Source organism: Kitasatospora sp. NPDC057512 (assembly GCF_042802135.1).
Classification (GTDB): domain Bacteria; phylum Actinomycetota; class Actinomycetes; order Streptomycetales; family Streptomycetaceae; genus Kitasatospora.
In genome coordinates, this window is sequence record NZ_JBHVET010000186.1 from 1 (window position 1) to 12,165 (window position 12,165).

The 12,165-nt window shown below is 73.8% G+C and carries 9 protein-coding genes and 2 tRNA genes; 6 read left to right on the top strand and 5 right to left on the bottom strand.

Annotated features, from left to right (window positions below):
• Positions 1-31 precede the first annotated feature (31 nt).
• Positions 32-673, bottom strand: a complete 642-nt coding sequence (gene snpA / locus ACFU6K_RS15020) for a snapalysin (protein WP_380663236.1) — start codon at positions 671-673, stop codon at positions 32-34.
• Positions 674-990: 317 nt separating this feature from the next.
• Between snpA and ACFU6K_RS15025 the strand changes: the two genes are divergently transcribed.
• On the top strand, positions 991-1,968 hold the full coding sequence (locus ACFU6K_RS15025) for a LysR family transcriptional regulator (protein ID WP_241853111.1): 978 nt from the start codon (positions 991-993) through the stop codon (positions 1,966-1,968).
• A gap of 78 nt (positions 1,969-2,046) precedes the next feature.
• On the opposite strand, the gene ACFU6K_RS15030 is transcribed toward ACFU6K_RS15025, so the two are convergent.
• Positions 2,047-3,270, bottom strand: a complete 1,224-nt coding sequence (locus tag ACFU6K_RS15030) for a low temperature requirement protein A (RefSeq protein WP_380663238.1) — start codon at positions 3,268-3,270, stop codon at positions 2,047-2,049.
• 494 nt (positions 3,271-3,764) lie between these two features.
• Positions 3,765-5,471, bottom strand: coding sequence for an ABC transporter family substrate-binding protein (locus tag ACFU6K_RS15035; protein WP_380663240.1), 1,707 nt, complete (start codon positions 5,469-5,471; stop codon positions 3,765-3,767).
• A 368-nt stretch (positions 5,472-5,839) separates the two neighbouring features.
• Between ACFU6K_RS15035 and ACFU6K_RS15040 the strand changes: the two genes are divergently transcribed.
• The 4 genes from ACFU6K_RS15040 (at position 5,840) to ACFU6K_RS15055 (ending at position 10,086) form a co-directional block, all read left to right on the top strand.
• A complete protein-coding gene (locus tag ACFU6K_RS15040; RefSeq protein ID WP_380663241.1) occupies positions 5,840-6,820 on the top strand; it encodes an ABC transporter permease in 981 nt (326 codons plus the stop codon).
• A gap of 16 nt (positions 6,821-6,836) precedes the next feature.
• On the top strand, positions 6,837-7,871 hold the full coding sequence (locus ACFU6K_RS15045; RefSeq protein ID WP_380663243.1) for an ABC transporter permease: 1,035 nt from the start codon (positions 6,837-6,839) through the stop codon (positions 7,869-7,871).
• Positions 7,868-9,952 (top strand): dipeptide ABC transporter ATP-binding protein, encoded by a 2,085-nt coding sequence (locus tag ACFU6K_RS15050; RefSeq protein WP_380663244.1) that lies wholly within the window; start codon positions 7,868-7,870, stop codon positions 9,950-9,952. The genes ACFU6K_RS15045 and ACFU6K_RS15050 overlap by 4 nt, the downstream gene beginning before the upstream one ends.
• Before the next feature lie 60 nt (positions 9,953-10,012).
• Positions 10,013-10,086, top strand: a tRNA-Lys gene (locus tag ACFU6K_RS15055).
• Between the two features lie 111 nt (positions 10,087-10,197).
• On the opposite strand, the gene ACFU6K_RS15060 is transcribed toward ACFU6K_RS15055, so the two are convergent.
• Both ACFU6K_RS15060 and ACFU6K_RS15065 read right to left on the bottom strand, forming a co-directional pair.
• Complete coding sequence (locus ACFU6K_RS15060) at positions 10,198-11,082, bottom strand: alpha/beta fold hydrolase (protein ID WP_380663246.1); 885 nt, start codon at positions 11,080-11,082, stop codon at positions 10,198-10,200.
• The gene (locus ACFU6K_RS15065) at positions 11,079-11,888 is read right to left on the bottom strand and encodes a DUF998 domain-containing protein (protein WP_380663247.1); all 810 of its coding nucleotides are present in this window, start codon (positions 11,886-11,888) and stop codon (positions 11,079-11,081) included. The genes ACFU6K_RS15060 and ACFU6K_RS15065 overlap by 4 nt, the downstream gene beginning before the upstream one ends.
• A gap of 178 nt (positions 11,889-12,066) precedes the next feature.
• Between ACFU6K_RS15065 and ACFU6K_RS15070 the strand changes: the two genes are divergently transcribed.
• A tRNA-Lys gene (locus ACFU6K_RS15070) sits at positions 12,067-12,140 on the top strand.
• The last annotated feature ends 25 nt before the right edge of the window (positions 12,141-12,165 follow it).

The window sequence follows — 12,165 nt, forward strand, 5'->3', positions numbered from 1 at the left end:
ACCGCCACCCCGAACCCGCTTGCCGCTCGCGTCAGTTCCGCGCCGCGAGACCGTTCGCCCAGAGGTAGTCGACCTGGCTGCGCTCGTTGCCGTCGGGGTACGGGTTGGTGCAGGACGGGCCGGGGCCGCCGCCGGACATCAGCTCGCTGCACGGGCCGGAGTAGTCGTCGGGCAGGCCGAGCACGTGGCCGGTCTCGTGCGCCACCACGCGGAGCGAGCTGTACTGCTGGTTCTGCTGGTAGTCCAGGAAGACGTAGCCGTGGCCGTGGCTGTCGGTGCTGGCGTAGGAGCCGCGACTGTCGTTGCCCTCGTAGTACGAGAAGTCGCCGCTGCCGCTCGCCTCCTGGAGCTGGACGTTGGTCTCCGAGCTGTTCCAGATCTGCGCGGCCTGGGCTATCTGGCTGGTGAAGGAGGGCGCGTTCGAGGTGTCGTAGGTGACGGTGACGGTCGCCAGGCCCGGGTCGGCGGCCCGCTTGGCCTTGGCGGAGGCCATCACGGCCTGGAGGAAGGCCTGGTTGTTCGCCGTCTCCGCGGCCGAACCGGCGTACGTCGAGGGGGTGTAGCCCTGGACGGCGGGGGCGGCCGGCGCGGCGTTCGCGGCGGTGGCGGGCAGGACGGCCAGGCCGGCCGCGAGGGTCAGGCCCAGGGCGGCGGACAGCGCGGATCGTTTCATGTGGGGGCTCCGGTTTCGCGGTGCGCCGGCTCGCCGGGACCCGATGGGGGCCGGGCCCGGCCGTGGCGCACGGTGGGGGCCGCCCCGGGCGGTGGCCGGGGGCGGGTTGCTGTCCCCGAGCTTCGACCCGGCCGGGGCCGTCGCGGATGATGCCAACCGGCGATAGCACCACCGCATGGCGGCCCGGCCCCGCCGTGCGGCGCACCGGCCGATCCGTCGGCCGCTCAGCCGGTCGATCCGTCGGCCGGCCCTTCGGCATGCCTTGAATGCCTGTCATGTCCTTGGCGAACAGGTGCGGCGGCGTCTATGCTCCCGACGTGGAGCTCGACGTGAGACACCTCCGGGTGCTGTGCGCGATCGCCGACAGCGGCAGCCTCCGCAAGGCCGCGCTCCAGCTCGGCATGACCCAGCCCTCCCTCACCACCCAGCTGCACCGCATCGAACGGGCCATCGGCGGCACCCTGTTCACCCGTGAGCAGACCGGCAGCCGGCCCACCGCGCTCGGCCACTCGGTGCTCTCCCGGGCCCGGCCGGTGATCACCGAGATGGCCGCCCTGGTGGCCGCCGCCCGCCAGGAGGCGCGGGACTCGGCCGGGCCCGGCCGGCAGCGGCGGCTGCGGATCGGCAGCGTCGGCAGCCGGGCGGTCGCGGCCTGGCTGCGCCGGGTGCACGAGCGGCTGCCGGACACCGACACCACCATCCACGTGGACATCTCGGCCAGCGCGCTGCTGCGGATGGTCGCCGCCGACCAGCTGGACGTGGCCTTCGTCCACGAGTGCGAGGGCTTCCCGCTGCGGGTGCCGCCGGACGCCGAGCACCGGGTGCTGATGGCCCGGGAGCCGCAGTTCGTCGCGCTCGCCGCCGGGCACCCGGCCGCCGCCCGCGACGTCGTCCACCTGGCCGACCTCGCCGAGGACACCTGGATGGTCGACCCGACCGCCGACCACGAGTACGCGGCGATGCGCCGGGTGTTCACCGAGGCCGGGCTCAACCCCCGGGTGGTGCAGGTGCGGGACAACGCCACCGCCGCCGAGCTGGTCGCCTCCGGCGAGGCCGTCCGCCCCTGCCAGCCGACCTCGCTGCCCGGGCCCGGCACGGTGGTCCGCCCGGTGCACGGGGACCCGCTGGCCGTCCGGCTGCTGTTCACCTGGCGTCCGCGCGTGCTCAGCCCGCCCGCGCTGGACGCGCTGTACGGCGAACTGCGGGCCGCCTACCTGGATCTGGCCAAGGTCAACCCGGCCTACCTGGACTGGCTGGCGCGGCACGAGCCGGTGCTGCTGGGCCGGGTCGGCTGACGGACGGGTCGGCTGACGGACGGTTCGGCCGGCGGTCGGCTCGGACAGCGCGGGGTCGGACGGGGCCCGCCCCGTGGATCAGTACGCCCGGCGGGCGCCCGCCCGCCTGCTCTCCCGGCTGTGGACCAGCACGCCCGACGCCACCATCAGCGCGCAGACCAGGCCCGCCGCGAGCACCCCGGAGCCGCCGAGCGCGGTGCAGGCCAGCACCAGCGCGGCCCCCACCGGCGCCACCGCCTGGGCCGCCGCGCCCCGCTTGGTGTGCCGGGAGTGCAGGAACCAGACCGTGACCAGGTAGAGCGCGGTGGGCACGGTGACCGTCGCGGTGGCGGCGGTCTCGGAGATGTGCGCCTGGTGCACCGCCGACTCCACCGCCACCTCCAGCCCGGTGCCGATCGCCGCCGCCGAGCCGAACACCAGGTAGTGCCCGTACCCCCAGACCAGCGCCTGCCGGTTGGAGCGCAGGTGCTCGTGGACGGGCCGGGCGAAGTAGATCCACCAGGCCGCGAAGCAGATCAGCAGCCCGCCGACCGCCACCGGCACCAGCCGGCCCAGCTCCTCGTGCTCGTCCACCGCCGACTGCACCGCGACGGTCGCCGCCGCCACCGTCTCGCCGAGCACGATCAGGGTGAACAGCCCGTACCGCTCGGCGATGTGGTGCGGGTGCCAGGGGGTCCGCATCCGCAGCTCGGCGACCACCGGCACGGCCAGCTCGCACAGCACCCCGACCGGGAAGAGGTACAGCTGGACGTCGTGCGGCAGGAACAGCACCACCACCCAGCCGACCTGGCAGAGCGTGATCCCCGCCGCGTAGCCCAGCGCGATCCGGCGCGCGAGGCCCTGCTCGCTGGCGGCCGCGCGCAGCCACTGGGTGACCATCGCCAGGCGCATCACCACGTAGCCGACGATCCCCAGGGTCAGGTCCTGGGCGGCGAAGATCCGCGGCACCCCGGCGGCGAGGATCAGCACCCCGGCGATCTGCACCAGCGTGGTGACCCGGTACGGCACGTCGTCGACGTCGTACGCGGAGGCGAACCAGGTGAAGTTCATCCAGGCCCACCAGATCGCGAAGAAGGCCAGCACGTAGCCGCGCAGGCCGTCGCCGTAGTGCCCGGCCGCCAGGGAGCCCGCCAGTTCGCGCCCGGCCTGGCCGACCGCGACCACGAAGCAGAGGTCGAAGAAGAGCTCCAGCGGGGTGGCGACCCGGTGCGGCTCGTTCCGGTCGCGCGGGACCATCCGGCGCACCGGCGGCGGATCGACGGGGTGGCTGGGGGGTGCCGTCGAGGCGGGGTCACTGGCCATCGGAGCTGCTCCGGGGAGTCGGGGGGAGGGCGGGGGGACCGTCCCGCGCATCCTGGCAGCGGCCCCGGCCCGGCGCACGCACCGGCGCGACGGCTGTGCACGGGGGCGCAACAGGTGTGCACGCACCGGCGCGGCCCGGAAAGGCCGCGCGCCCCCGGGTACGATGGCCCCGTATGTCCCCTTTTTTCCTTGCCGTCAGCCGTAGTTGACGCTCCGGTGCGCGAACCGGGTGACAGCGCGGCGGGTTTCCGGGCGCGCCCCGCGCGCTGCGTCGCGAGCGACCGGAGCACCGCTAGATTCTTCCCCGGTTGGAAGAGCGCGGGCCCTGCCGGGCCCCACGACACGGGTGGCGTGCGGGCAACGCGGAAGGTCAAGGCGGGTGGCGGGACAGCGGGGGCGGCGGAGCCGATCCCCCCGCGTCCGCGCCACCGGCCTCGTGATCACCGCGCTGCTCGCCAGCGCCTGCCGTGCGGCCCGCCCCGCCCCGGCGCCGGCTACTTCTCCCAGCCGAGCTTGCTGTAGTCCTCCTGGGCGAGACCGAAGGCCCCGTAGTTGGCCAGCCCCTTGCGGGTCGCCACCACGGCGGGCCGCTGGTAGAGCTCGACGGTGTGGCCGAGCTCCCAGATCTTCGCGTCCGCCTGGTTGTAGAGCTTCGCGGCCTCCGTCGGGTCGACCGTCCCGGCCGCCTTCTTCAGCAGGGCGTCGATCTCCGGGGTGCCCAGCCGGGAGGGGTTGCTGAAGGTGTTGTCGCCCACCGGCAGGCGGAAGTTGGCCAGGCTCTTGGAGTTCGGGAACGAGTCGGTGTTGCGCCAGCTCGCGATGTCGAACTTGCCCGGGGTGACGTACTTGGCGAAGTAGTCGTTGGCCGCCACCTTGTCCAGGTCGACCTTGACCCCGGCCGCCTGCCACATCGCCGCCGCCGCGGTGGCGAGGTCGAGCTGGGCCTGCGCGGTGCCGTCGCTGAGCACCCAGTGCAGCTCCAGCGGCTTGCCGTCCTTGGTGCGCGGCTGGCCGCCGCCGGACTCCTTCCAGCCGGCCTGGTCGAGCAGCTTCCTGGCCGCGGCCAGGTCGAACGTCGCCCACTCACCGGAGTTGTCCTGGTAGCCGGTCTGGTTGGGCATGATGATGTGGTTGCCGAGCGGCTTGAACTCCACCGGCACCCCGTTGTTGGCGATCTTGATCAGCGCCGAGCGGTCGAGCGCCTTGCCGAGTGCCTGGCGGACCGTCCGGTCCGCCAGCGCGCCGGTGCCGCCGAAGGAGATGTGCACCTCGTCCCACGGGCTGGCGGCCCGGATCGTGGTGTCCTTGGCGTTCTTGAGCTGCCCGTACGCGGCGGCGGTGCCGGCCGAGGCGAAGTCGATCTCGTTGTTGAGGTACGCCTGGATGCTCGCGGCCTTGTCCATCACCCGGAAGGTGATCTTGTCCAGCTTGGCCCGGGTGCCCCACCAGGCCGGGTCCGGCACCAGGCTGATGGTCTGCGCGGTCTTGTCCGCCACCCCGATCTTCAGCGCGCCCGCGGTGATCGGGACCTTCTCCACCCAGCCCTTGTTGAAGTCGTCCGGGGTGGCGATGCCGGCCGCCGGGATCAGCGGGCGGAACAGGTTCTGCCAGTCCGCGTACGGCTCCGAGAAGGTGACCTTGACCTCGCTCGGGTCGGCGCCCTGCTCGACCGCGGAGATCAGCTCGTAGCCGGACGGGTCGTAGATGTTGTACGCCGGGTCCTTGCCGTTGCCCGCCTGCCAGTCGGCCTTGAAGTCCAGGTAGCTCAGCGGCTTGCCGTCCGACCAGGTGGCCTTGGGGTTCAGCCGGTACGTGACCACCTGCGGCGAGGTCGAGGTGACCTCGGCCCCCACCAGGTAGTCCGGGTCCGCCCGGAAGGCGCCGGAGGCATCGGTGCGGAAGAGCGAGGGCTCCAGGGCGCGGATGAGGTTCACCGTGTCGGTGTAGGAGCCGCCGTCCACCTGGAGCGGGTTCCACTGGGTGATCCACTGGTCCAGCTGGAAGCGCACCTCCCCGCCGTCCTTGATCTGGTCCGGCGCCTTGGGGTTGATGTCCTCGGAGTCCTGTCTCGGCGGCTCGCTCTTGGCCACCTTGTCGGCGGATCCGGTCCCGCCCGAGGTGCACGCGGTGACCGCGAGCGCGACGGCGACGGCGAGCGCGGCGGCCCGGCCGAGGCGGCGGGCCGTGGTGGAAGCGTCCATGAGGGTCCCCCTGGGATCGATGACGGGAGTTGGGGCGCGAGAGGTGTGGCGGGGCTTGAGCGTGGGCAGCCAATTCGGCACCGGGCGAGCAGAACGTAACAGCGGATCAGATCCGCCACCAGGGGGAGGAGAGCACACCTGATCGAAAAGTCACACGCGGCAACACGGGCGCAACACCGTCTCAGTGCCCGGGTGCTTCACTCTGACCTGCGTTTTCCCAACTGCCCGGCGAACGACGTCATCTGACGACCCGACGAACCGCGACGAACCCTGTCACCCGACGCCCCGACCCGGGCCCGGACCGGAGGCCACCACCCGATGCCCACCAGACGCGTCGGCCCCACCCGCACCGCGACGGGCGGCCGTTGATGCTCCGCTTCCTGGCGAAGCGGCTGAGCTACTACGCGGTGCTGCTGATCGCCGCCGTCTTCCTGGCGTACGCGATCTCCGCGACCGCCCTGCAGCCGCGCACCTACTTCGAGGCCAAGGTCCCCCGGCCGTCCGTCGAATCGGTCGAGCGCCAGCTCACCGCGCTCAACCTGAACGACCGCACCCCGGTGGTCGAGCGCTTCGGCCACTGGGCCGGCGGGCTGCTGGAGGGCGACCTCGGCCGGACCATCCACGACACCCCGGTCACCGACGACTTCGGCCGCCGGGTCTGGGTCTCGCTGCGACTGCTGCTGCTCGGCAGCCTGCTGGGCATGGTCCTCGGCGTCGCCGCCGGGGCGTGGAGCGCGGTGCGCCAGTACCGGATCTCCGACCGGCTGCTCACCGTGCTGTCCTTCGTGCTGCTCTCCACCCCGGTCTTCCTGGTCGCGCTGTTCCTCAAGAACGGCGCCATCGCCGCCAAGGACGCGGCCGGCCACGAGGTGGTCCCGTTCACCGGCTACGAGACCCCCGGACTCGCCGGCGGCCTCGGCACCCACCTCGCCGACTGGGCGCTGCACCTGCTGCTGCCCACCATCTCGCTGGCCCTCGGCGGTCTCGCCACCTACAGCCGCTACCAGCGCGGCACCATGCTCGACGTACTCGGCTCCGACTACCTGCGCACCGCCGAGGCCAAGGGTCTGACCCGCGGCCGGGCGCTGCTCAAGCACGGGCTGCGGACCGCGGTGATCCCGATGTCGACCATGTTCGCCTACAGCTTCCTGGGCATCTTCACCGGCGCGATCTTCACCGAGACGATCTTCGGCTGGCACGGCATGGGCGAGTGGCTGATCAAGTCGATCAACGAACAGGACGTCAACTCGGTGGTGGCGATCAACCTGTTCACCGCCGTCGTCGTGCTCGTCTCCGGCTTCCTCGCCGACACCCTGCACGCCGCCCTCGACCCGCGCGTGCGGTCCTGACCGGAGGAGAGCCGAGTTGACCACCGCCACCACCGCCGAACCGGCCGAACCGGCCGGCCCCGCCGAGCCCTCCGCACCCGCCGGCCGCCCGCCCCGGGCCACCGGCCGCGGCCGGCTCGTCCTCGCCCGGCTGCTCGCCGCCCGCGGGGCCGTGGTCGGCGCCGTCATGGTGCTGCTGCTGTTCGCGCTCGCCTTCGGCGGGCCGTACCTGACGCCCTGGGACTACGCCACCCCCGACTTCTCCGCGCTGCACCAACCCCCCTCCGCCGAGCACCTGTTCGGCACCAACGGGGTCGGCCAGGACGTCTTCGCGCAGACCGTCCGCGGCCTGCAGAAGTCGCTGGTCATCGGCCTGCTGGTGGCGCTGCTCTCCACCGGGCTGGCCTCCGTGGTCGGCGCCTGCGCCGGCTACTTCGGCGGCTGGGCCGACCGGGCGCTGATGTTCCTGGTGGACCTGCTGCTGGTCTTCCCCGCCTTCCTGATCATCACCATCGTCTCGGCCCGGCTGAAGAGCGCCGGCTGGATCGCCTTCGTCCTGCTGCTCGCGCTGTTCAACTGGATGATCACCGCCCGGGTGGTCCGCTCGATGACCATCTCCCTGCGCGAGCGCGAATTCGTCCGCGCCGCACGGTTCATGGGCGTACGGCCGCTGCGGATCATCAGCCGGCACATCCTGCCGAACGTCGCCTCCTTCCTCATCATCGACGCCACCATCGCGGTCGGCGGCGCCGTGATGAGCGAGACCGCGCTCTCCTACTTCGGCTTCGGGGTCAAGCCGCCGGACGTCTCGCTCGGCACCCTGCTCGCCGCCGGGACCGGCGAGGCCCCGGTGTTCCCCTGGCTGTTCTACTTCGCCGCGGCGCTGCTGGTGCTGTTCGTGCTCGCCGTCAACCTGATCGGGGACGGGCTGCGCGACGCCCTCGACCCCACCTCCGGGGCCGCGCCCCCCCGGTCCCGGTCCACCCGCTCTTCCCGCTCTTCCCGGTCCGCCCGGTCCGCCCGGTCCGCCCGCCGTACCCACCGCCCTGCCAGCCGTAGGAAGCTCCCGTGACCACCACCGTCGAAACCCCGCTGCTCGCCGTCCGGGACCTGCGGGTCGACTTCGCCGGGCCCGACGGCCCCGTCCCCGCCGTCCGCGGGGTGGACCTCACCCTGCGGCGCGGCGAGACCCTCGGCATCGTCGGCGAGTCCGGCTCCGGGAAGTCCGTGACCGCGCTGTCCGTGCTCGGGCTGCTGCCCGGCACGGCGCGCGTCAGCGGCTCGGTGCGGCTGGACGGGCGGGAACTGGTCGGGCTGCCGGGCCGGGAGCTCGCCGCGATCCGCGGCCGGCGGATCGCCATGGTCTTCCAGGACCCGCTGTCCGCCTTCACCCCGGTCTACCGGATCGGCGACCAGATCGCCGAGGCGGTCCGCGTCCACCAGCGGGTGGACCGGGCCGCCGCGCGCCGCCGGGCCGCCGAACTCCTCGACCTGGTCGGCATCCCGGCGCCCGACCGGGCCCTGGACAGCTTCCCGCACGAGTTCTCCGGCGGCATGCGGCAGCGCGCGATGATCGCCATGGCGGTCGCCAACGATCCCGACATCCTGCTCGCCGACGAGCCCACCACCGCCCTCGACGTCACCATCCAGGCCCAGGTGCTGGACGTGCTGCGCACCGCCCAGCGGGAGACCGGCGCGGCGCTCGTCCTGGTCAGCCACGACCTCGGGGTGATCGCCGGGGCGGCCGACCGGGTCGCGGTGATGTACGCCGGACGGGTGGTCGAGACGGCCGGGGTGGACGAGCTCTTCGCGGCCCCGCGCCACCCCTACTCGCTCGGCCTGATCGGCGCGCTGCCCCGGCTGGACGGGCGCGGCGGTCCGCTCGTACCGATCCCCGGCACCCCGGCACCGATGGCCGAACTGCCCCCGGGCTGCCCGTTCGCGGCGCGCTGCCCGCTCGCGGAGGAGCGCTGCACGACGGCCGAGCCCGCCCTGGAGGGTACGGAGGGGCACCTGTCGGCCTGCGTACGGTCGGCGGAGCTCGCCGAGCGGCGGCCCGCGCCGGCCGAGGTCTACCCCGTTCCGGAGCTGCCGACCGCCGTCGGCCCCGTCGACCGCTCCACCCGGGCACCGGTGCTGTCGGTGAGCGGCCTGGGAAAAACGTTCCCGCTCCTCAAGGGCACGGTGTTCAAGCGCAAGGTCGGCGAGGTGTACGCCGTGGACGGCGTCGACCTGGACCTGCGGGAGGGCGAGACCCTCGGCCTGGTCGGGGAGTCCGGCTCCGGCAAGTCCACCACCCTGTTCGAACTGCTGCGGCTCGGCGCCCCGGAGACCGGCCGGATCGAACTGCTCGGCCGCGACACCGCGACGCTCACCCGGGCCGAGGCCCACCGGCTCCGCGCCCGGGTGCAGATCGTCTTCCAGGACCCGATGGCCAGCCTCGACCCCCGGATGCCGATCGGCGACATCGTCGCCGAACCGCTGCTCGCCCAGCGCACCCCGCGCGAGGAGATCACCCGCCGGGTGCCCGAGCTGCTGCGCCAGGTCGGCCTCGACCCGGAGCACGCCGTCCGCTACCCGCACCAGTTCTCCGGCGGCCAGCGCCAGCGCGTCTCGATCGCCCGGGCGCTCGCCGTCCGACCCGGGCTGCTGGTGCTGGACGAACCGGTCTCCGCCCTGGACGTCTCCATCCAGGCCGGGGTGCTCAACCTGCTCCAGGCCCTCAAGGCCGAGCTGGGCCTCTCCTACCTGTTCGTCTCGCACGACCTCTCGGTGATCCGGCACCTCGCCGACCGGGTCAGCGTGATGTACCTCGGCCGGACGGTCGAGCAGGGCGAGGTCTCCGCCGTCTTCGACCGCCCCCGCCACCCGTACACCCGCGCCCTGCTCTCCGCCGTCCCGCTGCCCGACCCCGCCGCCGAGCGCGCCCGCGACCGCATCCTGCTGGCCGGCGACCCGCCCCCGCCCACCGAGCGCCGCACCGGCTGCGTCTTCCGCACCCGCTGCCCGCGCTACGCCGCGCTCACCGCCCCGGCGGACCGGGCCCGCTGCGAGCAGGAGCGGCCGGCCCTGCTCGGCGGCGCCCCCGGGGCGGACCACCAGGCGGCCTGCCACCACCCGGAACCGACGACCGGAGGCAGTGACGATCAGTGACCACTCGAACACGATTCGGTGGATCCGGTCGGCGGCGTGTAAAGTCTTCGACGTCAGCAAGCGCCGCTAGCTCAGTTGGTTAGAGCAGCTGACTCTTAATCAGCGGGTCCGGGGTTCGAGTCCCTGGCGGCGCACATGGCAAGGTCTCAGGCCGTCCACTCCGGTGGGCGGCCTGAGGCGTTTCCGGGCCTGAGGCGTTTCCGGCCCGGGGGCTGAGCCGGGCCTCCGACACCCGGGCCGACCGCTCAGCGGGTGTCGAGCACCGCCGAGGCCACCGCGTCCGGGCGGTCGAACATCACCAGGTGCCCGGCCGGGGCGGTGGTGCGGAAGTCCGCCCCGAGCAGCGCCGCCAACTCCCGCTGCCGGGCCAACCAGTCCTCGGTGCGGCGGGTCCGGCAGCCGTCGTCGGCGGCCAGCACGGTGACCGGCAGGTCCTCGGCCAGCGGCCGGGTGCGTCGCAGCTCGTCCAGTTCGGCGGCCGTGTCGAGGTAGCGGCCATTCTCCCGCAGCAGCGCTCGCAGCGCCCGCCCGGTGCGGTAGCAGTGCCGGACCAGCGGCGCCGGGGCGAGGTCCTCGCGGCGGACGGTGGACAGCCGGGCCATGGCCCGGCGGGCGGTCGGGCCCAGCAGGTAGGGCACGGCGAGGGCGGTGGCGGCGCCGGCCGCCGCCCGGGCCGCCAGGTCGCGCGCACCGGGCGCCGGGTAGGGCCGGGCCGCCGCCTCCACACTGCCGTCCACCAGCACCAGCCCGGCGGTCCGCTCGGGGTGCAGCCGGGCGAAGGCCTCGACGTGGAAGCCCGCGAGCGAGTGCCCGACCACGGTGCAGGGCTCCCGCAGCCCGAGGCCGTCGAGCACCGCCCGGATGCGCCCGGCCTCGCCGGCCGCCGTCGGCGCGGGGCACCCGGTGGCGGGCTCCCCCGCGCTCAGCCCGTAACCGGGCCGGTCGAAGCGGACCACGGTGCGGTACGGCGCGAGGAAGGGGACGACCAGATCCCAGTCGAACCAGCTGCTGCCGAGGCCGCCGGAGAGCAGGCAGACCGGGCCGCTGCCCTCGGTGCGGACGTGCAGCGGGACGCCGTCGACGCGCAGGAAGCGCGCCCGGCCGACCGCCTCCGGTCCGGCGGTGCTCATGTCGGCCTCCGTCCCGGGAACGGTTCGGTCGGACGGTGCCGCTCCTCGTCTCCCTCGTCTCCCTCGTCCCTCTTGGCCCGCTCGGCGTCCTCGTCCGTACCGTACGAACCGTCCGAGCGGGCCACGCCCAGGGCCAGCAGGCCGAGCCAGAGCGCGACCAGCAGCACCTGGAGCCGCTGCCCGGCCCCGAGCGCCCAGGTGCCGCGCCCGGCCTGGAAGGCGGCGATCGAGGCGAGGCTCCAGCCGGTGGCGAGCAGCTCGGCGCCCAGCAGCCAGGGCCCGAACCGGCGCACCGGCGGCCACCAGCGGTAGCGCCGGGCGGCCACGGTGAGCGAGACCAGTGCGGTGAGCGCCCCGGCCATGGCGAGGCTGCTGGTGACCGCGTGCGCGGTGTGGGTGGCGGGGACGAGCCCGGCGGTCTCCCGGGCGGCGCACATCTCGTCGCTGGTGGGGGCGCAGCTCAGTGGCAGCCGGGAGTCGGCGGCGGTCGCGGCACCGAACAGGGCGAGCGCGGACCAGCCGGCCAGCGCCCAGCGCCGCCGCCGCGAGGCCCCGACCCGCCCGGTGGCGAGGGCGGTGCCGGCGGCGGCGAGCAGGCAGAGTCCGGCGGCCAGGTCGGTGGCCCGGAACAGGCCGCCCAGCGGCTGGTCCTCGGCGGCGAGTTCGCTGATGTACGCCTGCACCGGGTCGAGTCCGGTGCTCAGCACGACCTCCAGCACCCAGGCGGTGTACGCCACGGCGCTGAGCAGCAGCAGGGTGGCTACCGTCGTCCGCGCGGCGCGGTGGCCTGGCTGGGGGCGGGGCACCGTTCCACCCTAACCAGCGGCGAACTCCGGACCAACCGGAAGGAAAGGGACGGATCGCGCGGTCGCCGCCCGGCTCGTGCGCGGGTGACCCGGGGGGCGGTTCGGGGGCGGTTCAGGGACGGCTCGGCGATGGTTCGAGGCACCCCTCGGAACCGTGTATTGTTTTCCAGGTCAGCAGGCGCCGCTAGCTCAGTTGGTTAGAGCAGCTGACTCTTAATCAGCGGGTCCGGGGTTCGAGTCCCTGGCGGCGCACAGACATTGGGGAGCCTCTCGCAGC

Excerpts from the sequence above, each read along its gene's own strand:
- ACFU6K_RS15040 (WP_380663241.1), top strand. The coding sequence starts at position 5,840 with ATGCTCCGCTTCCTGGCGAAGCGGCTGAGCTACTACGCGGTGCTGCTG.
- snpA (WP_380663236.1), bottom strand. The coding sequence starts at position 673 with ATGAAACGATCCGCGCTGTCCGCCGCCCTGGGCCTGACCCTCGCGGCC.
- ACFU6K_RS15060 (WP_380663246.1), bottom strand. The coding sequence starts at position 11,082 with ATGAGCACCGCCGGACCGGAGGCGGTCGGCCGGGCGCGCTTCCTGCGC.
- ACFU6K_RS15035 (WP_380663240.1), bottom strand. The coding sequence starts at position 5,471 with ATGGACGCTTCCACCACGGCCCGCCGCCTCGGCCGGGCCGCCGCGCTC.
- ACFU6K_RS15030 (WP_380663238.1), bottom strand. The coding sequence starts at position 3,270 with ATGGCCAGTGACCCCGCCTCGACGGCACCCCCCAGCCACCCCGTCGAT.